The organism is Paenibacillus sp. FSL H7-0350, from assembly GCF_038593195.1.
In the GTDB taxonomy this organism is placed as follows: domain Bacteria; phylum Bacillota; class Bacilli; order Paenibacillales; family Paenibacillaceae; genus Paenibacillus_AQ.
Map to the genome: position 1 here is coordinate 2,909,682 of NZ_CP151972.1, position 23,745 is coordinate 2,933,426.

Consider the following 23,745-nt stretch of genomic DNA (forward strand, 5'->3'; position numbering starts at 1 on the left):
CCTGACTCCCCCTGTGACTGAATTCGTATACTCCCTAGCCCTCCAGGCTAAGCAGGCCGTGCACTGAAGTCATCTCCGTATATTTTTCCAGAAAAGCCATTCCTTCTTCAATACACTCCACCCCGTACGAAATCGTCTTCTCAGCCGAAGTGAACGGGAAGGGAAAGCCGGCCCTCAGGCTCTTAAGCACCACAATGACTCTGCCGCTGTAGAGCAGCCCCCGGCCGAAGCCCTCACCGTTAATCTCTGCTGTACTCTGAATCATAAGGCCGCATCTCTCCTCCATAACGCCTGCCATGGCCTGGAACAGCAGCGGCACCTGCTGGCGGACCTTGGGCGACACCGCACAATTGAATTCCGATTGATCCTTATCCCCGGCCGATGCCAGGAACAGCTTCGCGATCTTCTCCAGCGGAGGAAGGCTGCTGTTACGTCCGAAAAAGTCTCCGGCATCCAGCAGATGACACAGACGCCGGATCAGGGCATCTGCGGTCTCCGGGTTCAGCTCCTTGCGTACTCTGGGACTGCGCTGCCTTGCCGCCGCAGCTCCCGGAATCACCATACCCTGCAGCGCCGCACTCTCATTAGACATGGGTTCCATCCGCTTCTCCTCCTTCATTCTCTTCCGCTTCCTCTGCCCGCAGTACCTTGGCCAGCCACATCGGCGGCTTGCCCTGAAGCATCTCGACCAGCCGCTTCAGCTGCTCCTCGATAGGGCTGCCCAGCGGAACCTTCACCGGCATAATCTTCCGGCGAGTTACCCGTGCAGCGGCCGATGCGCCGATCTGCATGATGAAGATCAGAGTACAGTCGCCTACAGAATCCAGGCGGCTTTCGATTTTGCCAGCTTCATCCTGGTTCGGTACGGCAGACAGTCTGCGCAGTTCCACCAGCTCGGCCCCGGCTTTCGTTACATTATATACAGCGAACATCGGACTCTGTCCGAAATGCGCATTCACACGGCTTCCATCATCTGTGGCGAACGCTACTTTCACGGCTGCCTGCCTCCCTTTGCATTAACAGATTCCCTGCTTTATTACTCCATTCCATGGCTCCCCGGTACCCGGCCGAGACGGACATGTAAGCGCCAAGCTCATTCCAGACCGGGAACCCGGCCGGCATGAAAGCGGCACCCGTCCGCTGTGCTCCGGCTATCCCGTGGGAATTGCTGATCCAGAGATCCGCCCCCTTGCCCAGCACCTCCGCATCATCCAGATCGCCTACCCACACCTCGCGCTCCATTCCGGCAATAAGCGGGGTCTCGAACGAAGTGATCAGCGCCTTCTGCTCTACGCCCAGCTCCTCCAGCCACCCCGAGACCGAATGCAGATGATCCGGTTCCAGTGCGGCAACAACCGACATTCCGGCAAATTGAAAATGAGCGTCCAGCATGCTGTCGAGCAGATTCTCCCGCTGCCAGCAATACCGCAGCGGCACCGGCTCCCCGCTGATCTGATGCAGGAAATGCAGCAGTTCATCGGTTGCTTTAAGCCCCATCGCCCCCTCAAATACCTTATACGGGGTACCTATGGCATTATGCAGCCGTCTGGCCGGACGCTCCATGCTGCCGCCCACGGCAATCGTCAGCCCGGACTGCAGGCTCTGGAGCATAGAGTCCAGCGGAACCCCGCCGCGCGTCAGCGGCGAGAAGCCGGTAAGCAGATGGCCGGACAAGGAGGTCGAGATATCCGGCAGCGCAATCACCTCGAAGCCGAAGGAGGAGATGATCTCCTTCAGCTCCATCACATCGGCCGGGGTTAAGAACGAGCCCGGCAGCAGCGTAATCTGCCGGGTATTCACGCTTCTTTGCCCCCGGTGTCCTACCTGCTGGATCATCTCGTCAATCATAGACTCCACCGTAGAGCTGAAGCCCGATTCCAGCGATCCGCGAAAATCAGGCAGCACCACGGAGAAGGCGAGACCTCCGCGCATATTCCGCTCTCTTTTATACGTCTTAAGCATGTTCTGATAATCCACTCCGGCTACATCCGTCAATTCCGTCCCAATGATGCCAATGATATCCGGGCGGTGCTTGCTCAGCACCAGATTCAGCGCCTCCTCCAGATTGCGGTTGGCATCGAAGATGACATCCATCTCCTGCAGCGCCGAGGTCTGCACGGCAATCGGTTCCCGGAAATGACGGGTCAGGAGGGCCTTCGGAAAAGCGGAGCAGCCCTGGGAGCCGTGAATCAGCGGCATGGCCCGATAGCAGCCCTGCAAGGCCAGTACGGCACCCAGCGACTGCCCGATCTTCATCGGGTTAACCGATGCGGGCTTTTTTCTCCGGTTAACGGTCATAGGGCGGCGCCTCCTTATCCCAGGGAGCAGGGCTTGCCGCCAGCTTCCAGATCGGGTTCGCAAGTGAATAGGTCAGCTCTTTGGCCAGCCGCAGCAGCCCTTCATATCCGGCATACGCTTTGTGGCGCTCCTGATTAATATCAATGAAGGGAATCTGCTCTTTCATCGCCACATACATATTGCGGCCGCCGGCAATCATAATATCCGCCTTGCGCTCTCTTACCGTCTTGATAATCCGGCTGGCCCCGCCCTCGGGAATGTATTCTGTATCATCGCCCACACGGTCGGCAATCCGCCGCACGTCATCCTCCGTGCTTTTGTTCGTGCCTACCCCGACGACCTGAACGCCCAGCTCCTTCAGGGCCGAGATGACGGACCAGCTTTTGACGCCGCCCGTATAGAGTACAGCCCGCTTCCCCCTCAGCAGCTTGCGGTAAGGCCGCAGCTCCTGGCTTAACCTGGCTTCCTCCCGCTCGGTGAGCCGGTCCACACGCCGCTCCATCTCCCGGTCATTCATCAGATAGGCCATCTGGCGCAGTGAGTAGGTCGTCTCCTTCGCACCATAGAACGAGCCTTCGAAATACGGGATGCCGTATCTTGACTCCATCTCCTTGGCAAGGCCGAGCAGCGCCCGGCTGCAGACCACCATATTCACTCTCGCCCGGTGCGCCCACGTAATCTCCTTATAGCGGGCATCCCCCGTAATCCGTGAGGTTACGGCGATCCCGGCGCTGTTCATCAGCTTCTCAATATCCCACATCTCACCGGCAATATTGTACTCCCCGATCAGATTAACCCCGAGATCCGTCTCCGGCTCCGGCTCTCCCGTCCCGATGACATACTGCAGCAGCGCATCCCCCGCCAGCCGGTTCCCGAGATTCTTGCTCCCGACGAAGCCGGGGCTGTTCACCGGGATCACAGGAATCCCGAGCCGGTCTGCCGCCTCCTTGCAGACCGCATCCATATCTTCGCCAATTAGCGCGGTCACGCAGGTTGAATATACAAATATTGCCGGAGGCGCAAAGCGCCCGGCAATATAATCAATGCTGTCCTTCAATTTCTTCTCGCCGCCAAAAATAATATCAGAATCCGTAAGATCCGTAGCGAAGCCGTATTGGGACAGGGAGGGGCCGCTGGATAACGTGCCTCTGCTCTCCCAGCTGTTTCCGGCGCAGGCAATCGGTCCATGAACCAGATGCGCAGCATCCATAATCGGCAGCAGCGTGATCTGGGCTCCGTCGAAGGAGCAGCCTCCAGCAGCTTCGCCCGGCTTGGGCCTTGGACAGGGCTTCGCCTTAGGCGCTATGCTCCCGCAAGCCTGGGAATCAAATTCATCTTGCCGTAAAGGGTCCATCGGCTCTTCATCTCCTTCGCTTGAGAGGCTTGTGTTCCATACGAATCTTGCGTACTTCCTGATGAGGCAGGTGCCCATGATGGCAAGAATCCCGGCCCTTCGCCGCCCTTTCCGGATGAAGTGCAGCCGCAACAACCGCTGCTGCATATTCCGGGGGGGGGGGAGGAGAAGGCCAGGTTAGCAATCCAGTCCTTTTATAATGGCTAAAGACAAGCGGCTCTAGCGCACCAGCTCAAAATTAAAGCCGGAGTTATGATCATCAAGCTGCTGCAGAATCGTGTTCACGATCAGGCTGAGCAGATTGAGTGTTCCCTGATATCCGATAATCGGATAACGGTGCATGTGATGGCGGTCGAAGATCGGGAAGCCGACCCGCACTAGCGGCACCTCCGCATCCTTGGCGGCAAATTTCAGATGGGAGCTGCCAATCGCCAGATCCACCTTGTCATTCAGCAGCAGCGAGCGCATATGCCACAGGTCTTTGCCGACATGCACAGTAGCTTCGGTGCCATACGGACTTGCTGCCAGCAGCGCTTCGGCCTCATCCTTGAACTTCACTTCATTGAAGTCCACATCACCATTCGAGCAGATAATATGCACCGGCTCCATCCCGGTCTCCAGGCAGAATCCGATCAGGCCAATAAGCAGATCGGGGTCGCCTACCAGCGCTACCCGCTTGCCATGCAGGTAAGGGTGACTGTCCATCAGTGCATCCACGACACGGCCGCGTTCTTCCGTGAGCATTGCTGGAACCGGGAGGCCGGTCAGCTCACTGATCGTAGCCAGCAGGGTATCTGTGCCCTTAATGCCCAGCGGCGTGGATAACGCTGCCAGCTGCTGGTTCCAGGTACCGCTGATATATTCCTGGGTCTTCTTCAGCGTATACTTTTGCAGGGACAGGGTTGCAAGCGCATTGGCTGCCTGCGGAACATCCGCCAGCTTCGTGCCGCCGTAGTAGTATTCATACTCTCCGGTTGCCGGTGAATCGTAGTTCCCGCTATGGTCTCCAAGTATGGTGTACTTGGTATCGAAGGCTCCCAGAATCTTGCGCAGCTCTGCGAAGTTGCCGGTGTACGGCTCAAAGCCCAGCATCACATTCAGCTTCTCTCCGCTCTCCTCGCCGCTTCCCGGCTTGCTCTCTATACCCGAACGGGTGTAGAGGTAGCTCAGGATACCCTTGATCATGGCATCGTAGCCAGTGATATGTGAGCCGACGAAGCTCGGGGTGTTGCAGTAGGCTACCGGATATTCCTCACTGATCACCCCTTTAATCCGGGCATTACCGATAAAAGAGTTCAGGTCATCCCCGATGACCTCAGCCATACAGGTGGTACAGATCGCAACCATCTCCGGTTTGTATAAGGCGACACTGTTCTCCAGACCGTCAATCAGATTATTCATCCCGCCGAATACGGCTGCATCCTCTGTCATGGACGTGGACACGGACGGCGTAGGCTCCTTGAAGTGGCGGCTGAGATGGCTGCGGAAGTAGGCGTTGCAGCCCTGCGACCCGTGTACAAACGGCAGCGTCTTCTCGAACCCAAGTGCGGCCATGACCGAACCCAGCGGCTGGCAGGCTTTATGCGGATTGATCACCACATTCTGGCGGCTGAAATTCTTCTCCATATATTCGGCAGACTTGGAATAAGCGAGTGCTTCGGCGGTCTCCTGCTCGCTGCAGGGCGCTTCGAACTGCTTCTTGTTCTCCCGCTGCTGCACATAACGTTCTTCTTTGAACAAGCTGGTATTATCTTTAATGTTCAGTTCATCCCTGCTCATACGCCCGCCTCCTTCGGCTCCATTGTTCCTCGTCTGCTTACCAGATCCCATATCGGGCTGTTCACAGTCATATCCATATCCTTCGCAAACACCTTAAAGCCGTCGAAGCCGTGATACGGGCCGCTATAATCCCAGGAATGCATCTGACGGAACGGCACACCCATTTTGTGATAGACATATTTCTCCTTCACGCCTGAGCCTACCAGATCAATGTTCATCTTCTTCGTAATTTCTTCCAGCTCGTAAGCTGTAGGATCATCCATGACGATGGTTCCTTCCGCAAGCATCGGGAGCATCTTCTCATAGTCATCCTTGTGGGCGAATTCATAACCGGAGGCTACGATATCCATCCCCAGATCTTCATAAGCTCCGATGGTATGGCGGGAACGCAGGCCCCCGATCATCAGCATGACGGTCTTATTTTCCAGACGCGGTCTGTATTTGCGGATCACTGCATCCATAACCGGCTTGTATCTGGCGATCATCTGCTCGCAATTCTCCTGAATCGTAGCATCGAAAAGTGCTGCAATCGCCCGCAGGCTCTCATATGTCTTCGTAGGCCCGAAGAAATTATATTCCAGCCATGGGATGCCGTAGGCCTTCTCCATATGGTCCACCATATAGTTCATGGAGCGGTGGCAGTGGATCAGGTTCAGCTTCGCTTTGTGGGCTACCTCCAGTTCGTTCAGAGAGCCGTCACCGGACCACTGGGCAATAACGCGCAGGCCCATCTCTTCCAGCAGAATGCGGGAGGCCCAGGCGTCGCCGCCAATGTTATAGTCGCCGATGATATTCACATCGTAGGGACCGGTCTCCGCAAGCTCGGCACGGCCCATCACGAAGTCACGGATCGCATCGTTCGCTATATGATGGCCCAGCGACTGGCTGACCCCGCGGAAGCCTTCGCAGCGTACCGGAACAATCGGCATCGCAAGCTCCTTGGACATCTTCTTCGACACCGCTTCGATATCATCGCCGATCAGGCCGACCGGACATTCCGACTGGACAGAGATCCCCTTTGCCAGCGGGAACATCTCGGTAATCTCACGCATAATGACGGCCAGCTTCTTATCCCCGCCGAACACGATATCCGTCTCCTGAAAATCACTGGTAATCTGCATCGCCGTAAAGTTATCGATGCCAAGCGTCCCATTCGCAAAATTACGGCGTGAGCCCCAGCTATACTGTCCGCAGCCCACCGGCCCGTGACTGATATGGACCATATCCTTGATTGGGCCCCAGACCACCCCTTTGGAGCCGGCATAGGCGCAGCCGCGCGGGGTCATGACACCCGGACGGGATTTGATATTGGACTTCACCGCACAGGTGCTGCAATCAATGGCCTTTTCATCCGCCACCTGAAAATGCTTCTCGCGGTCCTTCCGCGCCTTTTTGGGATAGGCTTCCAGAATCTCCTCAACCAGCTTCTGATTCTCTTCAATACTCAGTCCCATGATTTGACCCTCCTTTTCTCTTCGCCTCAGAGCTTATTGCCCGGAAGCCTGCAGCTTCTTGATCGCAGCTTCTTCATCTTCAATGATGCCGAATTCCATCAGCAGCTCTTCCAGCTCTTCCATCGAGATCGGGGTAGGGATGGTCAGCATTTTGTTATTGAGGATTTTCTCGGCCAGTATTTCATATTCTTTGGCCTGCTGGTGTTCAGGGTTATATTGGGCTACGGTCATTCTGCGCAGCTCGGCATGCTGAACGATGTTGTCGCGGGGAACAAAGTGAATCATCTGTGTGTTCAGACGGCGGGCCAGCTCCATAATCAGCTCATCCTCACGGTCTGTATTCCGGCTGTTACAGATCAGGCCTCCGAGTCTCACACCGCCGCTGGTCGCATATTTCAGGATACCGCGGGCGATATTGTTCGCTGCGTACATCGCCATCATCTCGCCGGAGCAGACGATATAGATCTCCTGGGCCTTGCCCTCACGGATCGGCATGGCGAATCCGCCGCATACCACGTCACCCAGTACGTCATAGGAGACGAAATCCAGATCCTGATAGGCGCCCTCCTGCTCCAGGAAGTTAATCGCAGTGATAATCCCGCGTCCTGCGCAGCCTACCCCCGGTTCCGGTCCGCCGCACTCTACGTTGATAATGTCGCCGAAGCCTGTCTGCAGCACATCTTCAAGCTCCAGGTCCTCTACGGAGCCAAGCTCAGCCGCCAGTTCCAGCACGGAGTTCTGGGCTTTGGTATTCAGGATCAGACGGGTGGAATCCGCCTTCGGGTCACAGCCTACGATCATGACTCTTTGTTCGAATTTGGTGGCCAGCTGAGCCAGGGTGTTTTGTGAAGTTGTCGATTTACCGATACCGCCTTTACCGTAGAAAGCTATTTGTCTCATTGTTCATCATCCCTTCGAAATGTTTATATTTTCAAAATAAGAGCTGTACTTCACGCTTTCGAGAATGGCTTCCTGAATGCCGCCTTTGCGGACAAGAGGCAGGACACCGATTTTGTTCAGGCTGGCCCTTGGGGCCTCTCCGATGCCGGAGCAGAGAAGAATGCGGCAGTCACTTAGAATCGATATAATTTCTTGCAGTGTAGCTGCTTTGTCACCGTTACAATCGGCCTTGCCATGGCAATAGGCTTGGATCTTGCGGACACCCAGAAGCTGTACATCCGTTCCGTCGGTGTCGTAGACCAGGAACTCAGTGGCATGACCGAAATGCTGATTCACCTTGTCGCCGCCTCTGGTGGCAACCGCGACCCGTGTCTTCGGCCCTCCGGCCTGAATGCGTCTGGCCTGTTTGGCTAAGACTCGCTCGCGGATCTTGGTGTCCAGCTCACTCTGAAACATCGCCCGGGCTTCTTCATTAATGACCGGTTCAGCCTCCATCGCTTCGAGCGGGAAATCGGGATTGCGGTCCTGGCCCAGCAGCCCGATCGCATCGGCCCGGCATTGCCGGCAGTGACGCATAACCTTCATCCCCCCGCGGCCCAGCTGCTCCTGCAAATTAAGCAATTCTTTGGGACGGGGCGCCTTGCGGCCATCCGCTTCATACTGGCTGCCTGGTGCGATAATAAGAGGTGTTACATTGTGTAGCGTAGCCCCGAGCTCTTTTACCCGCGCTGACACTGCAGTCAGATGATGATCGTTAACCCCCGGAATCATAATGGAATTCACTTTAACCAGAATCCCCAGCTTCGCCAGCATTTCAAGTCCCAGTAATTGACGGCTGATCAGCAGCTCGGCTGCCTCTCTGCCTTCGTACCGGACCCCTTCATCGAACACCCAGGGATAAATCGCCTGGCCGACATCAGGGTCGATAGCATTGATGGTGATCGTGACATGGCGGATGCCCAGCTCCATAATCTCATCCACATGCCGGTACAGCGTGAGTCCGTTAGTGCTGAGACAGAGGGAGACATCAGGCACATTCTTCCTGACCCGGGCGAAGGTATCGAAGGTCTGCTCCGGGTTCGCCAACGGATCTCCCGGTCCGGCTATACCCACTACCGAGAGCTGCATCAGTTGGGCCGCAACTCCCCGTACCTTGCGTTCCGCCTGCTCCGGAGTAAGCACCTCACTAACCACGCCCGGCCTGCTCTCATTCACACAGTCGAACTTGCGGTTACAGTAATTGCACTGGATGTTACAGGCGGGAGCAACCGGGATGTGCATCCGGGCATAAAACCGGTGAGCCTCCTCGCTGTAGCAAGGGTGGCGGCTAATCTCCTCCTCCGCTTCACTTGATAGACATGACGGCTGCATCATTTCCCACCTCCTAAAAGTTTTACGGAGCATTTGCTCCTTGAAACCACTTCGCAGTAAAACTCGCTTCGGAAGCATACGCTAAGTTTTGTAAGCTAAGCTTCTCTGCACATCCTGCGTACAAAACTCGCTTCGAAAGCATTAACTTAAGTTTTACGGAGCATTTGCTCCTTGAAACCACTTCGCAGTAAAACTCGCTTCGGAAGCATCTGCTTAAGTTTTGTAAGCGAAGCCTATCTACTTTTTTTCCTATGCGACGGTTCAAATGGCCTTTGGTATGGTTAATGTCATTTTAACTAACACTTCCTTTACTTGGCCGCTTTAATTAGTCTCATCATATTTTCATTACCGGGGATCGTCAATTAGTCCAACGTTTATTCCGCCCTTTATTTCCTTTTGTTTGCAGTTTCGCCATATGATATGTCAACTTATATGACTCACACTTATCATGTTTCCGTTTTCAGGCCTGTCATTTTCTATTGATATTTGTTCTCAAAAGGCATTGACAACGCCTCTCAACTCGGATATGATACTTTTAGCCAGAAACGAATCACCTAAAATTTCATATAATCCCGTAAAGGGGAGTAGCTGTTAGATAAAATCGTCAATACGAGAATATGAGGATATTCTCCGGTTTTATCGGCAATAAATTTTTGTTAGCGAGACCTTTACCAACCAGGTTACCTTTATTCCAAAGGCTAATCTGTTTGGTAAAGGTCTTTTTTATATAGTTTTGGTTACAATAGTTGTATCATGGGTATTTTTACTCAAAAAAGCAGCTAAACCACATGAGGAGGAAACAGCAATGGATTGGGGATTATTATTAGAATACGGATGGGTATTGCTCGTTCTCGTAGCACTGGAAGGGCTGCTTGCCGCAGACAACGCACTTGTACTAGCGATTATGGTTAAACATCTTCCTGATGAGGAACGTAAGAAGGCGTTATTCTACGGATTGGCCGGAGCGTTTGTGTTCCGGTTCGGGTCGCTGTTCGTCATCTCCTACCTGGTGGACATCTGGCAGGTACAAGCCATCGGTGCGCTATATCTGTTATTTATCGCGGGGAATCACATTTTCCGAAAAGTGTTATTCGCTAAGCCGGTCACGGAAGACGCCGCTGAAAGCGGAAGCCCTGGTGCTGTAAATAAGAAGAAAGCCAGCTTCTGGTTCACCGTACTTAAGGTCGAAGTAGCAGATATTGCCTTTGCCGTAGACTCCATCCTCGCAGCCGTAGCCTTGGCCGTTGCTCTTCCTGCCAGTGGTATCCGCAACATCGGCGGCCTCGACGGCGGACAGTTCCTTGTAATCTTCGCGGGCGGCTTCATTGGTCTCGTTATTATGCGGTTCGCTGCTTCCTTCTTCGTTAAGCTGCTTCACACCCGTCCGGGTCTTGAGGTTGCTGCCTTCTTCATCGTCGGCTGGGTAGGGGTTAAGCTCGCTGTCATCACCTTGGCCCACCCTGCTCTGGGTGTATTGTCCGAAGACTTCGCACACAGCACCTGGTGGAAACTGACCTTCTATGTAGTTCTGATCATCATTGCGGCTACAGGCTGGTTCTTGAGCAGTGTCAAGACCGAAGAGAATGTCGGCGAAAATCCGGTCAAGGAAGTCGACAAGCAGCTCGGTAAATAATCTCTATTAGAAAGAAAATATGGTCCATAAAACAAAAAAAAATCGCCCCTTGGGATGGATGATGATTTTCCATCTTACCAAAGGGCGATTTCTTTTTGAGTTTTTGAAACTTAGGTGTATCACATCCCGCTTAAACAGCTATCTCCGCCATTTCATGAATCGGTAATCCAGCACATCCACCAGCAGAAATAGCACGAACCCCACCAGACTGAACAGCATAATTCCGGCATACATCTCAGGGTAGTCCAGCCGCAGCCAGGCATCCATGATAAAGAAGCCCATGCCATGCTCCGTACCGTAGATTTCAGTGAAAAAGAGTACGGAAATCGCTGTACCCAGCGATATGCGAATTGTGCTGAGGATCACCGATAAAGCGCCGGGAAGCGTCACATTCCAGAATTTCTGCATCGTGCTGGCACCAATACTCGTCAGGACATCATAAGTACTCTCAGGGATAGCCTTCACACCATCACGTACCGAGATAATGACCTGGAACAGTAGAATCAGCATAATCATCAGCACCTTGGAGGTTTCTCCAAGGCCGAAGAAGAGCATGACTACCGGCAAGAGCGCAATTTTGGGAATCGGATAGGTCAGATAGACGACCGGGTCCAGTACCCGGTTCCAGAAGGGAGAACGGCCCATTAGCAGACCGGCCAGCAGACCTAGCAGCAGAGCCAGCAGCACACCTTCAAAGATCCGCAGCAGACTGTAGCCGACATTCAGCGCCACATCATGGGCCCCCAGCTGAAACATTGCCTTATAGACCGCACCCGGGCTAGGCAGAATCGCGTGATTCATGAGCAGATAAGCGACATACCAGACAACATTCATTCCGGCAAAAACGAGCAGCAGACGCAGCAGGTGAATAAAATGCCGTCGTTTTACCATTTCTCTATCATTACCTTTCGGATTCTCTTGAACTGCATGAAGTATTCATCGCTCTCCCGCTTCTCGGAATGCTTCATGGCAAATATAGCGGCGTTATCAAGAATCTCCGGCGGCTCCTGCTGTCCCGGCAGCATGATGATAATCTTCTGTCCCAGGAGAATCGCCTCCTCCACATCGTGGGTAACGAACAGTGTGGTCGCCGGATGCGCCTGCCAGTTGTCGATAAAAATCTGCTGCAGCCCTTCCCGCGTAATGGCATCCAGCGCCGAGAACGGCTCATCCAGCAGCAGAAGGGTCGGCAGAATGGCAAAGGCACGGGCAATGGCCACGCGCTGCTGCTGACCGCCGCTCAACGATAGCGGAAACCTGCCAGCGAGTTGGGCGATTCCCATGGATTCAAGCCAGTGCATAATTTGCCGGTCCTGCTCCCGTCGATCCTGGCCCGCCCCGCCAGGACGGGCAATCCGCATTGCAATCCGGATATTGCCCTTGACCGTCTTCCAGGGCAGCAGGCCATAATTCTGCGGCACGAGTCCGATCAGCGTCTCCTTCTCATGGACAGATCTGCCATTGAAGAGCAGCTCTCCCTCATAACCGGGCAGCAGGCCGGCAATCGCCCGCAGCAGCGTGGATTTGCCGCTGCCCGAGGGGCCGATCACCGTATAAATCCCGTGCTCCGGCAGGGTCAGGCTCATCTCACCCAGAGCCAGTTGCCCGTTCTGATAAGCTACATGCAGCTGATGAATGCGGAGACCGCTATTTTTTAAACTGGACATCGGAGATCACATCTTCAGCCGATAGCGTTTTGGTCAGCAGTCCTTTTTCACGGGCCCAGGCAAAAGCAGCCTCCACTTCCTTCACATCCACCTGGTTCGCAGGCAGATACTCCGGCACCTTAATCTCATTCTTCAGCGTATCGGGATAGCCCACTTCCTTAATAATCAGGTCGATATATTCCGATTGATCATGTGTCTTCATATAATCGACTGCTTCATCATAAGCAGCGTACATATCGCGAATTCCCTGACCCTTGGCATCAATGGCACTCTGCGGAAAAGCCAGCACAAACGGATTGATCCCCGCACTATGGGTGGAGCTGAGAACGCGCAGACCGGCAGTACGGCCCATGGTTACAAAAGGCTCCGGCAAAACTGCCGCATCCGCCTTATTATTCTTAAGCAGCTCCAGACGCGTTGGAATCTGCGGCACTTCCGTTACGGTAATATCGGCTTCTGTCAGGCCTGCCTGCTTCAGCATCATGGCGGCGGTATATTGGGTCGAGGTATTCTTGGACAGGATTACGGTTTTCCCCTTCAGATCCTTTACCTCTTTCACTTCATCATTTCCGGTCAGCAGGTCGAATTCACCTGTGGTCGTGCTGGTGATTTTCACATCGAGTCCTGCTTCATTATAGATCGAGATCGCCACCAGATCCGCACTGAGGCCATCTACCTTACCCGCCTGAAAAGCCACATCTCGATCCTTCGCGCTCTTGAAGGTCTGGATATCCAGGTTCACATGATGCTTCTGATCAAATCCCTGCTCATGGGCAATAATAAAAGGAATCGCATCGATGGATGGCAGCAGTCCCAGCGATATCGTAACAGCCTCAGCAGGTGCAGCTGCAGCAGCTCCTGTATTTGCATTCTTGGCATTTCCTGCCTGATTTGCGCTACCGCATCCGGCAGCTATCACGCTGACAGCCGCAGTCAGCACGACCAGCTTCATAAGGTGTTTCCAGTTTCTTGTCTTCATGAATCTTAATTCCCCCATCTCTTATCGGTTACGCTTCATGCGAATTTATTCACATACATAGTACACCCATTGTCCTATTTTGTATATTTATAAATTTAAGTATCAGTTCTCTAATGTCCAATAGGTTCATGGAATTCTTTTTACAGCAGCACCCAATAATGACGCAAATATGCTATAATGACCTGTACCTATTCCGCAGGCCCCCCCCCTCAAGCAGCAGTCCTATTCCAACCCTATCTAAGGAGCTGTGCCCTATGAGCGATGTAATTCTCCAGCAGATTCTTGCCGAGCTGCAAGGCGTAAAGTTTGAAATTTCAGGAATGAAGTCCGAAATCACAGGGATCAAATCCGAGATTTCTGGATTGAAGGCCGATGTTAAAAATCTTCAGACAGAATTCGCTACATTCAAGTCTGAAATTACGGCCGAGCTTGTGATCATCAAGGATGAAATTGTTAACATTAAGGCCGACATCGTTACCATCAAGGATGATATCGTTACCGTCAAGGCTGATATCGAAAGCATCAAGGAAGATACGAAGCTAATTCCACTGATTCAGCCGGCGGTGTCCGAAGTCAACGCTGAAGTCGTTGCTGGCCGGGATTCTCTGGAGCGGATCGACCGAAGTCTAAGAGGACACGACGCCACGCTCGATATACTGGCCCGGCGTTCTATAGATCAGGAAGCTGAATTGAAACGTTTAGCTGCTTCTGCATAACATCCTGCCCCGAAGCGACCGCCCTCCCGGCTGCCGCTTTTTTGTTGCCCTCATATAGTCCATCACACAAGGACATTGTTCTCTTATACAAATACAAACCCAGTTATCACAACATTATTCCTTATTTATTTGTCTTTATCAGGCGGACATTTCATTGCTTTTTGGATTATGTATGCTATAATGAAAGCGTAACCAAAATAGATGTACCAGAGGTTCATTACCGTATTTCATCGCCAAGGAGGATGAATGCAATGCTGGCAGGAATTAAGGAACTGAAGAATTGGGTAACCGGGATGTGGCAGCCGGGCATGGCTTCCGGTGAAGAAGATTACCGGAAGATGGAATATAGCGCACATCGTCATCTGCACACACCGCCAACCCCAAGTCCGCTTACTTACGAACAGGAATCACGCATCAAGACCATCAAATTTCACTAATTTTCAATTAGATGTATATATAGAATACCATTCACCTATCAGGTTAAGGCCGCTAAGGAACGGGAGCATCCCGGTTCAGGCGGCCTTTTATTTGCTGCACTACATTATCTTGCTAACCACCGCAGGATCGTCTCTGCTGCTTCCAGATAGCGCTGTCCTGCGAGCAGGCCGGTATGGGTGGTGCCCCAAAGACCTGCGTAGGCTGCGCGGAAATACGCTGCATTGGCTCTGCCCCGGCGCTCATCTTCATCACTGTTAACGGCATGGATCACCAGACAAGGGCAAGTAATGGACCCGCTGTCTACGGATACCCCAGCTGCCCCGAAATGATAAGAAAAAGTCCGAAATGCCTTGGCGGACTCCATCGTCAGGTATTTGCGCTGAAACGCTATGTCTTCTGCCGTCTCATCCAGGCTGGTCTCCTCTTCGCGAACCGGAGCGGGTACTACGTTACCCGGCATTATCTTAACGATATCCGTATAAGGAACCTCCTCATGTACCTCTCTGCATAGACTTGAATCAATCAACACAAGTCCGGCCAGACCGGCTGTCTCCGCCACCTTCTGGCTAAGAATCCCGCCCATGCTGAACCCGATCAGGGCAGGAGTAACTCCGCATTCAGCCTGGATCACCTGCACTACTTCATGGATATCCTCCAAATAATCTTCAAAGGTAATCTGCGTCATATCCAGCACCCGGCTCCGGTAATGACTTCTCAGATTCATCACATAACAGGTCCAGCCTTCGCTAATGAAATGGGGAATGTACTTGCTCCACATCCAGCTTCCGGTATACGCACCATGCACAAACAGCAGGGGTACCTTATTCTCCTGTTCCTGGCCTTCCCGCGCCTCCTCTCCCTTATAAATCTCCAGGTAAACATCATGCTCACCGACATATTTCTCTGTATGCGGCGGTAATTCATCAATGTAGTCTCTCATTGTAATGTCCTTTCCATTTATAGTTTTATATCAAACTATCATACAATTTTTTTTAGAAATTGTGATTGATTTTCATTAAAATCGTCAGCAAAATCTTCTGCTCTTCTTCCGTGATATCGCGGTAGAACTGCTTCAGTATGGCAGAAGAGACCGATTCAAATACCGGCTCCAGCTCCTTCCCCTTCCCGGTTAGAGTAACATATACGTACCGGGTGTCCTCCTGATCCCTCTCCTTCATAACCAGTCCCAGCCGGACCAGCTTATCCACAAGTGCTGTAACTGTAGATTTGTCCTTATGAATATGTGCCGAGATCTCGGCCATGGTGAGTCTGTGCTTAGACAGCAGCGCATACAGAATATCCCCGTGTGAGGTGGCAATGCCGTTTACTCCCTGCTTCGCCAGCTCTTGTACAATGAACCGGTTAACCTTCTCGCGGATCTTGGATATAAGTGAAATAGCATCTCTGGTTTCCATAAACGAATTATAGTTTGATATCAAACTAATGTCAATAGATCAATATTTCCGTGTGCTCCTATTCGGGGTCCTTATCAAACAGCATGACTTCCTCGCCCCGCTGTTGCCGGATCGCAATATTGGTTCTCCCCCAGGAGCACATCAGGTCAATGATCTCATTAGCAGTAATCCCATACTCGGTGATGTAATATTCCACTTTGGGCGGCATTTGGCTATAAACCACTCTGCCGATGATCCCGTCCCGTTCCAGCTCGCGAAGCTGCTGAATCAGAACCTTTTGCGAGATACCCGGAATACTGCGCTGCAGTTCACTCGTCCTCTTCGTTCCCGACATCAGTATACATATGATCAGCGACTTCCACTTCCCGCCAATAATCTCAAGCGTCGCCTCGATACCTAAATGATATTGCTTCATCCCGGCACCTCCCCTGTCTTAATTTTGAACCCTGCTTCTCTTAGCATGCCACAATATCCTGTAAAGTCTAGTGCACACCTTGAGGTAACCTTGTTACTTCATTGTGTGTATTTACATTTTCAGGAACCTACAAAATAATAGAAGCAGCTGCACAACACAAATTATACACCGGAAAGGTGATCCCTAATGACAACCCTGGTAATCCTGGCACACCCCGATATAGAGGCTTCAAGAGTGAACCGGAGATGGAGACAAGAGCTGCTGTTGCATCCGGAGGACGTTATGGTCCATGAGCTTTACAAGGAGTACCCGGACTGGAGCATCGATGTTCCGCGGGAGCAGCGTTTATTGGAGGGGCACGAGCTGATTATTTTCCAATTCCCCTTATATTGGTATAGCTACCCCCCGCTGCTGAAAAAATGGCTGGACGATGTGTTCACTCACGGCTGGGCTTACGGCTCGAGCGGCAACAAGCTGAAGGGTAAGAAGCTGGGCATAGCTATGACCATCGGCGATAAAAAGGAAAACTACCAGCCGGCCGGGTCTGTTTCTTTTACAGTAGATGAGATCATCGCCCCGTTCCAGGCCAGTGCCATCCATGTCGGCGCAACCGCCCTGCCTTACTTGGCCGTGTTCGGCGCTTCCTTCCAGGCGAGTGACGATGTTATTAATCAGAGTGCGTTGGATTATTGGGAGTATATCCTTCGGAACCGGTAATATGCCGCTATTCCCGCTTCTTCCCGACCGCGCCCATGTAGATTACAAATTCTTCTTCGCCATCCAGTTCGAGCACCTCATCAATCAGCTGCTGATCATAGATTCCGATGGCACAAGCTCCGGCCCCGATGGATTCACTGGCCAGGTACAGATTCTGGCAGACATGCCCGGCATCAATGAGAATTTTTTTGTGCGCGGAGATATCATATTTCCATTCAGACCGGTACGGCGTAGTGCTCCAGGCGAACAGAACGGCAGCCTTCTTGGCGAAGTTGGGGACAAAGGGCTGCTCCAGCGTGATCGCATCAATCTTCTGTTCCAGCTGGTCTAATTCAAACATAAACAACAGCTTGTGCTCCACAGGAAGGTATCGGTAAATGCCCTGTTGTATTCCTTCTACCCGCATAATCATCAGATAGGTCTCAAACGTATGGGTCGCCCCGCTACAAGGTACCGTCCGCGAGTCAGTCCGTTCTTGCTCATCCCGGTAATGCCCTGGGTGGCCCATAGTAAATAGGATAGCTCCTCCAGACTTAGCGTGTCGGCTGAATAGAATCTTGTACTCCTTCTCTGGCCGATGCAATCCACAATATTGTTCTGACTCACAACGTCCCGGCTGACCTCAGGCAAATCAATGATCTGCGCCTCTTCATCATAGGACTTCACAATCGGCGGCTGCGCGATGCCCTTAATCTTGTCTGTTCGGATATGCTTGAATTCTTGAAAATTCGATTTCAGCAGTTGTCTCTGTTGTTCGTATCTTGTCATTATAAATCCTCCTGGCGTCCCTTGATCCTATAAATTTATCATGTGATTCGAATTAGTTTGTGATTATAATCACTATCTTTACAAATGCAAAGCTATTTTTGCAGCGATGACTGTCCAGCTTGAAAAAAAGACCAAATGAGGCCCCCTTTCCCGGCGGCAGTCACTTGGTCTATTCACTTTTGAAGCATGGAAGCGATATCATTAAAGCGAACGCAACTCCATCTTTTGCATATCTACGATAAAACCATGGGCCTCATTCTCATCAATGGGTCTCTGCGCAGATGAATAACGCACTCCTCATTGGCAGTGTGATAGACAAGATTTCCAGGTCCGGCGCTGAAAAATTCCTGGTTGGCGTTCTTCTCAGATACTGCACGAACAGGAGCTACTTCCGTTATAATTTTCTTATCATCTTCCTCGCGATAGTCAAGAATGGAAAGCAAAACAAATTGGTCAGGAAACAATTCTCTTACTTGCTGCCATTTCATTCTTTCACACCTCCCGGGTAGCCATCGTTAAAAAGTGGTTCTAATGAATTCATTTATCATTATGTGTTATTCAACTATCGTTCCTTGTTCTACAACAATTACTTCTACACCCAACTCTTCAATTTCGACCAACTGATCTTCAGCAGCATCCCAATCAGTGATTAGCTTATCAATTTTATCTGCAGAACAAATTTTTAATATGGATTCTACTCCAATTTTCTCAGACGGATATAAAGCTATATTACATTTAGAACTTTCAACAACTGCTTGTGTAAAACCGACACCTTTGGATTTTTGAATGGACATCCCAAAAGCAGCAGAAAGACCAGCGCTTGTTAAGAAGCTGATATCAAAACGAATGTTTTTAACAAATTCGATAGCATAGTAGTCACTAAACTGACCTTTCTGACTCATCTCGCCACCGACCATAATGGTATTGATATTATCATAATTTCTAAGTTCACCTGCAATAACAATTGAATTAGTTACAGCCGTAAAAGGGATGTTTTCAGGCAAATTTTGTGCCATAAAATAACCTACTGAAGCGGCATTCAGAAAAATTACATCATTAGCCTTGATGTAACTAACTGCTTTTCTCGCGATAGCTAAATAATTATCTTTTATTTCCGTTATGTCTCGTGGTGTATATTTGGGTGGTGTAGTATAACCTATTTGCAAGGCAGGAATCGCTCCACCATGTGTTCGTCTTAGGAGTCCTTTTTCTTCAAGAATACGTAAATCACGTCTTGCCGTATCAAAGCCGATATTAAATAGCGTTTCAATTTCACTTGCCCTAATTCTTCCTTCCTTTTCCAATATCTTTAGAATTTCTTGATGTCGTTCCTCCATAAACATACAATCACTTACCTTTCATAAGTATTATTCAGTAAAGGAGTTGCGCACCACATTCACTGTTACTCACATTATATAACGTAATTTACCATCTGTGAATACAATTTCGTTAATAAACGTGATTAAATGTGATTAAATGTGAACAAGTTGAGCGTTACTTATTTCATTTGATATGTACAGAGGCATAAATAAAAAGGAATAGAAAATCGACATCACCTGCCGGTCTTTTCCTCCAACAAAAAACCTCCCCTCATCCCGAAGGATAACGGAAGGCTTAAACGCATCACCTCTGAAGCATGGCAGCTATATTTTCAGCTCCCCAAGCTTGATCAGCTCGACAACCGCTTGCGAACGGCCTTTTACGTTTAATTTTTGCATTACGTTGGAGATGTGGTTGCGGACGGTTTTTTCGCTGATGAATAACAGTCCGGCAATATCCCGTGTAGTTTTGTCCTGCACAAGAAGCTCGAATACTTCGCGTTCACGATGCGTCAACAAGAATTTGCTATGATGTTCGTTGCCCTTCAATGGTGTCACCCCTCCTTGCCCTGGGTTTGTTTGGTATAACAAGGTAAAGGGATACAGTCAAAACATACTATGTGGAGGGGCAAGTAATGGTGCTGTCGCAGCATTAAATTGGGCGGGGGCAGGCGCAGAGTCTGGACAATCCCGGAACATCGCAGCCAGGCCGCAGCAAATCCGGCCGCAGCTCCTTACGCGTTAAGGGCTGCAGCCGGCGGGCAAATGCTATAGAATACGCGTTACAGCAGCAAGCTGTACCGGTCCGTCACGCCCTTGCGGTCACGCCGGTTTCTCCGGTAGAGCTGTTGTTGCACCCCCAGTGTAATGTATGAAATGGATTCCATAGCAAGCTTTTTATCGGCCGAAAAGCGGTTCATTTCTATGTTAGAATAAGGTCATACCAGTCTCACACAGGAGGCCCAGACGAACGTGGCTAATATTAAAGAAATCGCCCGGATGGCCGGAGTATCTGTAACGACCGTCTCACGGGTGCTGAATAATCATCCGTATGTCAGTAAGGACAAAAGAGACGCTGTACTGCAGACGATTGAGCAGCTCGACTATACCCGCAATATGAACGCCGTTCATCTGATTACCGGACGTACCGGTGCGGTGGCGGTGATTCTGCCGTATATTCATGCTTTTTATTTCTCTATTATTATGAATGGCATTGCCCGCGAGGCGCTGCTCTCGCAATACCGGCTGATTCTGTGCCAGAGCAATTATCTGGAGGAAGAAGAAATCAAAGTGCTGGAGATGCTGCGCCATAAAGAAATTGACGGTGTCGTGATTGTATCTACTGCGCTGAAGCCGGACATCATTGAGGAGTATACGGCCTACGGTCCGGTTGTCACTTGCCAAGACAACGGAGCGCGGCGATACTCTTCTGTCTATATTGAGCATTATGCGGCTTTCAAGGAAGGTCTGGAGTACTTGACCGGCAAAGGTTACCGCTCCATCGGATATTGTGAAGGACGGAGTAATGGCAGCAGCGCCGTGATCCGTCAGGCTGCTTACCGCGAATTCATTGCTGAGCATAAGCTGGCTTTTGAAGAGGAATGGATGATCTATGACTGTACAACGGAGGAAGACGGCGCAGCCGTTGCACAGTCCCTGCTGAAGATGCCACAGCGGCCGGAAGCCATGATTATTACGGGAGACCATGTTGCTGCCGGGCTGATTATTGAAGCGCGCAGAGCCGGCCTTAGCATCCCTCATGACCTCGCAGTTATGGGCTTCGACAACCAGCCAATCGGACGGCTGCTTCAGATCACCACCATGGATAACCACCTGTATGAGATGGGGGCCGCCGCCTTCCGCATTATCCATGAGCAGATTCACTCGGAGCACCTGGGGCCGGTCTACCGCAAGCTGGACTACCGGATTATTGAGCGGTCCACGGTGTAGTCACAGATCAGGCGGTTGAGCTATGATTTTGGGCCGTTGTTATGAGTACATAGCTGCATTTTGTGCAGGAATACAGATATGATCTGCGTCTTCCGCCTGTCGGAAGGCTTTTTTATGCGTTCCTGCATGGATATGATAATTATCACATTTTTATTGACAGCTATTAGCTGTGGAATTATGATAAGTCCATAATTGATAACGATTATCATTTTCATAATCGAAAAGGGGTATCCACCGGATGAAAATAGGTTATGCAGTACCTGCGGGTCTGCTTGCAGCGTCCCTCCTGTTCGCCGGATGTGCGGGCAAGGACAACAGTAATAACAATGGTAATAACAGCAATGATTCGGGAAATAATGCCGCAGCCCAGGCAGGTAGCGGGACAGAAAGTGTAGCGAAGGCCGGAGGTGAGACCAACGCAGATTTCACCACTGCCATCGACGAATACCGCAAATACGTCATTGAACAATGCGATGCGTTCGTCAAGCAGACCGAAGGCTTCACGGATGCCGTCAAAGCGGGCAAGCTGGAAGAAGCCAAAGCGCTGTATGCTCCGGCGCGTATGCACTATGAGCGGATCGAGCCGATCGCGGAAGCGCTCGGAGATCTGGACCCGAATATAGATGCCCGTGAGAATGATGTGGATGCCGCGCAGTGGCGCGGTTTCCATAAGATTGAACAGGCACTCTGGCAGAATCATACAACGGAGGGCATGACGGATGTCGCGGACCGCCTGCTGAAGGATGCGCAGCTGCTGCGTGCCAAGGTGGAGACGGCCGGAATCGATGCCAATCTGCTCGTTACCGGGGCGGTTGAGCTGCTGAATGAGGTCTCCTCCTCCAAAGTTACGGGGGAAGAGGAGCGTTATTCCCATACGGATTTGTATGATTTTGTGGCGAATGTGGAGGGGGCCCAGAAGATCTATGAGCTGCTAAAGCCGGAGCTGGCCAAAAAAGACCCGGCCCTTGAGCAAACCATCGGCGAGCGGTTCACCGCCTTAATGAATGAGCTGGCGCCGTTCAAATCGGGGGAGGGGTACGTCTCTTACGAAACGCTCAAACCGGAGGAGGTCCGCAGGTTAAGCCAGAACCTCGACGCCTTGGCTGAGCCGCTATCCAACATGGGAACGATTCTGGGAGTGTGACGATATGAACAAGAAAGATAAGAATGCCCGGAATGCGGCTGACGCGGATCACGGAATTCCTGCAGCGGAGACTAAGCTGTTCAATACCAAATTCAGCCGCCGCGATATGCTGCGGCTGACCGGTGCCTCGGGTATCGGGCTGCTGCTGGGCGGAGGCGGTGTGGGCGGCATTATGGCGGCGCGCCAGGCAGCAGGACGGGCGGTCCCGGCCGCCGCAGCCTTCGGGCAGAATGAAGAACAGGCGGATACGATCCCCTTCTACGGCAAGCACCAGGCGGGGATTCTTACCCCTGCGCAGAATTTTCTGTGCTTCGCTTCATTTGATGTGACGACTACCAGCGTCGGTGATGTACAGAAGCTTATGCAGGCCTGGACTACAGCTGCTGCCGCGCTTACTTCCGGTACGATGATCGGCACGGCGAACGACAAGCCCAATCTTCCGCCTACCGATACCGGCGAGGCGGATGGTCTCACCCCTTCCAAGTGCACACTTACCTTCGGGGCAGGCCCGGCCCTGTTTGACAGCCGGTTCGGGCTGGCCGGGAAGCGGCCCGCCTCCTTCATTGAGCTCCCGGCATTCCCAGGGGATAGCCTGGAGCCGCAGTGGTGCGGCGGCGATCTCTGTGTGCAGGCCTGCGCGGATGATACGCAGGTGGCGTTCCATGCCATCCGCAATCTGGCCCGCATCGCCCGGGGCACAGCGGTGCTGCGCTGGACCCAGGAAGGCTTCCAGCGCAGCGGCAGCGCCGATCCGTCAGGCGGCACCCCGCGTAATCTGCTCGGCTTCAAGGACGGTACGGGGAATCCGGACGTCACCGATGAGACGCTGATGCGAAATATCGTCTGGAGCGGCAACGCCGATGGCCCGGCCTGGATGAATGGGGGCACGTATCTTGCGGTGCGCCGCGTACGGTTCCGTATTGAGGTCTGGGACCGCTCCTCGCTGAGCGATCAGGAGGCCACCTTCGGGCGGCACCGGCAGAGCGGCGCACCGATTGGAGCCGGAGATGAATTCGCTGAGCTAAATCTGGCAGCAGCGGATGCTGCCGGCAAGCCGCTCATCCCGCCGGACTCCCATTCCGCTCTCGCCCATGGAGACGGCTCGGTCCAAATGCTGCGCCGCTCCTATTCCTATTCCAGCGGCATGGATCTCAAGACCGGACAGCTTGATGCCGGTCTGGTATTCATCAGCTTCCAAAAGGATCTGATGAAGCAGTTCGTCAGCATCCAGCAGCGCCTCGCTAAAAATGACCGGCTGAATGAATATATGGTTCACACCGGCAGTGCTGTCTTCGCCTGCTTCCCGGGTGTACACGAAGGCGGCTATATCGGGGAGCTGCTGCTCGAGGGATGAAATGCCCAGGCTGTGACGGTTGACGCTGAGGAAGCAGGAGCCATGGGGATTCTGAGGCCGGAGCTGCGGCGATT

The 23,745-nt window shown here is 52.1% G+C and carries 26 protein-coding genes; 7 read left to right on the forward strand and 19 right to left on the reverse strand.

The genetic code is table 11. The features are described 5' to 3' along the window. Positions 1-34 precede the first annotated feature (34 nt). The 8 genes from NYE24_RS13265 to nifB form a co-directional block, all read right to left on the reverse strand. Positions 35-601: a DUF269 domain-containing protein gene (locus NYE24_RS13265; RefSeq protein WP_342478856.1), complete on the reverse strand. Its 567-nt coding sequence runs from the start codon at positions 599-601 to the stop codon at positions 35-37. Continuing rightward, positions 585-995: a nitrogen fixation protein NifX gene (gene nifX / locus NYE24_RS13270; RefSeq protein ID WP_342478857.1), complete on the reverse strand. Its 411-nt coding sequence runs from the start codon at positions 993-995 to the stop codon at positions 585-587. The genes NYE24_RS13265 and nifX overlap by 17 nt, the downstream gene beginning before the upstream one ends. Further along, positions 970-2,298 (reverse strand): nitrogenase iron-molybdenum cofactor biosynthesis protein NifN, encoded by a 1,329-nt coding sequence (nifN, locus tag NYE24_RS13275; protein WP_342478858.1) that lies wholly within the window; start codon positions 2,296-2,298, stop codon positions 970-972. The genes nifX and nifN overlap by 26 nt, the downstream gene beginning before the upstream one ends. Next, on the reverse strand, positions 2,288-3,652 hold the full coding sequence (gene nifE, locus NYE24_RS13280; RefSeq protein ID WP_036695754.1) for a nitrogenase iron-molybdenum cofactor biosynthesis protein NifE: 1,365 nt from the start codon (positions 3,650-3,652) through the stop codon (positions 2,288-2,290). Before nifE ends, nifN begins: the two co-directional genes overlap by 11 nt. Positions 3,653-3,871: 219 nt before the next feature. Then, positions 3,872-5,431 carry a nitrogenase molybdenum-iron protein subunit beta gene (gene nifK, locus NYE24_RS13285; protein ID WP_342478859.1) on the reverse strand — a complete coding sequence of 520 codons (1,560 nt, stop codon included), beginning with the start codon at positions 5,429-5,431 and terminating at the stop codon, positions 3,872-3,874. Next, a complete protein-coding gene (gene nifD / locus NYE24_RS13290; RefSeq protein ID WP_076159956.1) occupies positions 5,428-6,885 on the reverse strand; it encodes a nitrogenase molybdenum-iron protein alpha chain in 1,458 nt (485 codons plus the stop codon). Before nifD ends, nifK begins: the two co-directional genes overlap by 4 nt. Positions 6,886-6,918: 33 nt before the next feature. After that, positions 6,919-7,785 (reverse strand): nitrogenase iron protein, encoded by an 867-nt coding sequence (nifH, locus tag NYE24_RS13295; RefSeq protein ID WP_036695744.1) that lies wholly within the window; start codon positions 7,783-7,785, stop codon positions 6,919-6,921. A 6-nt stretch (positions 7,786-7,791) separates the two neighbouring features. Next, positions 7,792-9,159: a nitrogenase cofactor biosynthesis protein NifB gene (nifB, locus tag NYE24_RS13300; protein WP_342478860.1), complete on the reverse strand. Its 1,368-nt coding sequence runs from the start codon at positions 9,157-9,159 to the stop codon at positions 7,792-7,794. A gap of 802 nt (positions 9,160-9,961) precedes the next feature. Between nifB and NYE24_RS13305 the strand changes: the two genes are divergently transcribed. Next, on the forward strand, positions 9,962-10,789 hold the full coding sequence (locus NYE24_RS13305) for a TerC family protein (RefSeq protein ID WP_036695740.1): 828 nt from the start codon (positions 9,962-9,964) through the stop codon (positions 10,787-10,789). A gap of 138 nt (positions 10,790-10,927) precedes the next feature. Here NYE24_RS13305 and NYE24_RS13310 read toward each other — a convergent pair whose 3' ends face one another. Genes NYE24_RS13310 through NYE24_RS13320 form a run of 3 tightly spaced genes read right to left on the reverse strand, consistent with a single transcriptional unit; the run spans position 10,928 to position 13,435 of the window. Further along, positions 10,928-11,680 carry an ABC transporter permease gene (locus NYE24_RS13310; protein WP_342478861.1) on the reverse strand — a complete coding sequence of 251 codons (753 nt, stop codon included), beginning with the start codon at positions 11,678-11,680 and terminating at the stop codon, positions 10,928-10,930. After that, positions 11,674-12,456: an ATP-binding cassette domain-containing protein gene (locus NYE24_RS13315; RefSeq protein ID WP_342478862.1), complete on the reverse strand. Its 783-nt coding sequence runs from the start codon at positions 12,454-12,456 to the stop codon at positions 11,674-11,676. Before NYE24_RS13315 ends, NYE24_RS13310 begins: the two co-directional genes overlap by 7 nt. Then, positions 12,437-13,435: an ABC transporter substrate-binding protein gene (locus tag NYE24_RS13320; protein ID WP_342478863.1), complete on the reverse strand. Its 999-nt coding sequence runs from the start codon at positions 13,433-13,435 to the stop codon at positions 12,437-12,439. Before NYE24_RS13320 ends, NYE24_RS13315 begins: the two co-directional genes overlap by 20 nt. Before the next feature lie 254 nt (positions 13,436-13,689). Here NYE24_RS13320 and NYE24_RS13325 point away from each other — a divergent pair, with 254 nt between their 5' ends. Next, positions 13,690-14,151 carry a histidine kinase gene (locus tag NYE24_RS13325; protein WP_342478864.1) on the forward strand — a complete coding sequence of 154 codons (462 nt, stop codon included), beginning with the start codon at positions 13,690-13,692 and terminating at the stop codon, positions 14,149-14,151. A 251-nt stretch (positions 14,152-14,402) separates the two neighbouring features. Beyond that, positions 14,403-14,588 (forward strand): hypothetical protein, encoded by a 186-nt coding sequence (locus NYE24_RS13330; RefSeq protein ID WP_342478865.1) that lies wholly within the window; start codon positions 14,403-14,405, stop codon positions 14,586-14,588. Between the two features lie 104 nt (positions 14,589-14,692). On the opposite strand, the gene NYE24_RS13335 is transcribed toward NYE24_RS13330, so the two are convergent. The 3 genes from NYE24_RS13335 to NYE24_RS13345 are packed head-to-tail and all read right to left on the reverse strand — an operon-like array spanning position 14,693 to position 16,419. Next, complete coding sequence (locus NYE24_RS13335) at positions 14,693-15,529, reverse strand: alpha/beta fold hydrolase (RefSeq protein ID WP_342478866.1); 837 nt, start codon at positions 15,527-15,529, stop codon at positions 14,693-14,695. A gap of 52 nt (positions 15,530-15,581) precedes the next feature. Beyond that, complete coding sequence (locus tag NYE24_RS13340) at positions 15,582-16,004, reverse strand: MarR family transcriptional regulator (protein ID WP_076160010.1); 423 nt, start codon at positions 16,002-16,004, stop codon at positions 15,582-15,584. A 58-nt stretch (positions 16,005-16,062) separates the two neighbouring features. Next, positions 16,063-16,419, reverse strand: coding sequence for a helix-turn-helix domain-containing protein (locus tag NYE24_RS13345; protein ID WP_036695721.1), 357 nt, complete (start codon positions 16,417-16,419; stop codon positions 16,063-16,065). A 186-nt stretch (positions 16,420-16,605) separates the two neighbouring features. Between NYE24_RS13345 and NYE24_RS13350 the strand changes: the two genes are divergently transcribed. Further along, entirely contained in the window at positions 16,606-17,136 is a 531-nt protein-coding gene (locus NYE24_RS13350) for an NAD(P)H-dependent oxidoreductase (RefSeq protein ID WP_036695719.1), read from the forward strand. A 7-nt stretch (positions 17,137-17,143) separates the two neighbouring features. On the opposite strand, the gene NYE24_RS13355 is transcribed toward NYE24_RS13350, so the two are convergent. The 5 genes from NYE24_RS13355 to NYE24_RS13375 all read right to left on the reverse strand — a co-directional run bounded on the left by NYE24_RS13355 (position 17,144) and on the right by NYE24_RS13375 (position 19,772). Next, positions 17,144-17,644, reverse strand: coding sequence for a SagB/ThcOx family dehydrogenase (locus tag NYE24_RS13355; RefSeq protein WP_342478867.1), 501 nt, complete (start codon positions 17,642-17,644; stop codon positions 17,144-17,146). After that, a complete protein-coding gene (locus tag NYE24_RS13360) occupies positions 17,548-17,904 on the reverse strand; it encodes a hypothetical protein (protein WP_342478868.1) in 357 nt (118 codons plus the stop codon). The genes NYE24_RS13355 and NYE24_RS13360 overlap by 97 nt, the downstream gene beginning before the upstream one ends. Positions 17,905-18,137: 233 nt before the next feature. Continuing rightward, positions 18,138-18,392: a hypothetical protein gene (locus tag NYE24_RS13365; protein WP_342478869.1), complete on the reverse strand. Its 255-nt coding sequence runs from the start codon at positions 18,390-18,392 to the stop codon at positions 18,138-18,140. A 66-nt stretch (positions 18,393-18,458) separates the two neighbouring features. Beyond that, positions 18,459-19,241 carry a DeoR/GlpR family DNA-binding transcription regulator gene (locus tag NYE24_RS13370; protein WP_342478870.1) on the reverse strand — a complete coding sequence of 261 codons (783 nt, stop codon included), beginning with the start codon at positions 19,239-19,241 and terminating at the stop codon, positions 18,459-18,461. Between the two features lie 306 nt (positions 19,242-19,547). Continuing rightward, positions 19,548-19,772, reverse strand: a complete 225-nt coding sequence (locus NYE24_RS13375; RefSeq protein ID WP_019908812.1) for a LuxR C-terminal-related transcriptional regulator — start codon at positions 19,770-19,772, stop codon at positions 19,548-19,550. A 423-nt stretch (positions 19,773-20,195) separates the two neighbouring features. On the opposite strand from NYE24_RS13375, the gene NYE24_RS13380 reads away from it, so the two are divergent. From NYE24_RS13380 to efeB, 3 genes are all read left to right on the forward strand, one after another. Beyond that, complete coding sequence (locus NYE24_RS13380; protein ID WP_036695710.1) at positions 20,196-21,173, forward strand: LacI family DNA-binding transcriptional regulator; 978 nt, start codon at positions 20,196-20,198, stop codon at positions 21,171-21,173. A gap of 238 nt (positions 21,174-21,411) precedes the next feature. Continuing rightward, entirely contained in the window at positions 21,412-22,317 is a 906-nt protein-coding gene (efeO, locus tag NYE24_RS13385; RefSeq protein ID WP_036695709.1) for an iron uptake system protein EfeO, read from the forward strand. Between the two features lie 4 nt (positions 22,318-22,321). After that, positions 22,322-23,671: an iron uptake transporter deferrochelatase/peroxidase subunit gene (efeB, locus tag NYE24_RS13390; RefSeq protein ID WP_342478871.1), complete on the forward strand. Its 1,350-nt coding sequence runs from the start codon at positions 22,322-22,324 to the stop codon at positions 23,669-23,671. Positions 23,672-23,745: the final 74 nt, after the last annotated feature.

What these genes read in the sequence shown, in the direction of transcription:
- NYE24_RS13265 (WP_342478856.1), bottom strand. Translation starts at nt 601, where the DNA reads ATGGAACCCATGTCTAATGAGAGTGCGGCGCTGCAGGGTATGGTGATT.
- nifN (WP_342478858.1), bottom strand. Translation starts at nt 2,298, where the DNA reads ATGACCGTTAACCGGAGAAAAAAGCCCGCATCGGTTAACCCGATGAAG.
- nifE (WP_036695754.1), bottom strand. Translation starts at nt 3,652, where the DNA reads ATGGACCCTTTACGGCAAGATGAATTTGATTCCCAGGCTTGCGGGAGC.
- nifK (WP_342478859.1), bottom strand. Translation starts at nt 5,431, where the DNA reads ATGAGCAGGGATGAACTGAACATTAAAGATAATACCAGCTTGTTCAAA.
- nifD (WP_076159956.1), bottom strand. Translation starts at nt 6,885, where the DNA reads ATGGGACTGAGTATTGAAGAGAATCAGAAGCTGGTTGAGGAGATTCTG.
- nifH (WP_036695744.1), bottom strand. Translation starts at nt 7,785, where the DNA reads ATGAGACAAATAGCTTTCTACGGTAAAGGCGGTATCGGTAAATCGACA.
- nifB (WP_342478860.1), bottom strand. Translation starts at nt 9,159, where the DNA reads ATGATGCAGCCGTCATGTCTATCAAGTGAAGCGGAGGAGGAGATTAGC.
- NYE24_RS13305 (WP_036695740.1), top strand. Translation starts at nt 9,962, where the DNA reads ATGGATTGGGGATTATTATTAGAATACGGATGGGTATTGCTCGTTCTC.
- NYE24_RS13310 (WP_342478861.1), bottom strand. Translation starts at nt 11,680, where the DNA reads ATGGTAAAACGACGGCATTTTATTCACCTGCTGCGTCTGCTGCTCGTT.
- NYE24_RS13315 (WP_342478862.1), bottom strand. Translation starts at nt 12,456, where the DNA reads ATGTCCAGTTTAAAAAATAGCGGTCTCCGCATTCATCAGCTGCATGTA.
- NYE24_RS13320 (WP_342478863.1), bottom strand. Translation starts at nt 13,435, where the DNA reads ATGAAGACAAGAAACTGGAAACACCTTATGAAGCTGGTCGTGCTGACT.
- NYE24_RS13325 (WP_342478864.1), top strand. Translation starts at nt 13,690, where the DNA reads ATGAGCGATGTAATTCTCCAGCAGATTCTTGCCGAGCTGCAAGGCGTA.
- NYE24_RS13330 (WP_342478865.1), top strand. Translation starts at nt 14,403, where the DNA reads ATGCTGGCAGGAATTAAGGAACTGAAGAATTGGGTAACCGGGATGTGG.
- NYE24_RS13335 (WP_342478866.1), bottom strand. Translation starts at nt 15,529, where the DNA reads ATGAGAGACTACATTGATGAATTACCGCCGCATACAGAGAAATATGTC.
- NYE24_RS13340 (WP_076160010.1), bottom strand. Translation starts at nt 16,004, where the DNA reads ATGGAAACCAGAGATGCTATTTCACTTATATCCAAGATCCGCGAGAAG.
- NYE24_RS13345 (WP_036695721.1), bottom strand. Translation starts at nt 16,419, where the DNA reads ATGAAGCAATATCATTTAGGTATCGAGGCGACGCTTGAGATTATTGGC.
- NYE24_RS13350 (WP_036695719.1), top strand. Translation starts at nt 16,606, where the DNA reads ATGACAACCCTGGTAATCCTGGCACACCCCGATATAGAGGCTTCAAGA.
- NYE24_RS13355 (WP_342478867.1), bottom strand. Translation starts at nt 17,644, where the DNA reads ATGGGCCACCCAGGGCATTACCGGGATGAGCAAGAACGGACTGACTCG.
- NYE24_RS13360 (WP_342478868.1), bottom strand. Translation starts at nt 17,904, where the DNA reads ATGACAAGATACGAACAACAGAGACAACTGCTGAAATCGAATTTTCAA.
- NYE24_RS13365 (WP_342478869.1), bottom strand. Translation starts at nt 18,392, where the DNA reads ATGAAATGGCAGCAAGTAAGAGAATTGTTTCCTGACCAATTTGTTTTG.
- NYE24_RS13370 (WP_342478870.1), bottom strand. Translation starts at nt 19,241, where the DNA reads ATGGAGGAACGACATCAAGAAATTCTAAAGATATTGGAAAAGGAAGGA.
- efeO (WP_036695709.1), top strand. Translation starts at nt 21,412, where the DNA reads ATGAAAATAGGTTATGCAGTACCTGCGGGTCTGCTTGCAGCGTCCCTC.
- efeB (WP_342478871.1), top strand. Translation starts at nt 22,322, where the DNA reads ATGAACAAGAAAGATAAGAATGCCCGGAATGCGGCTGACGCGGATCAC.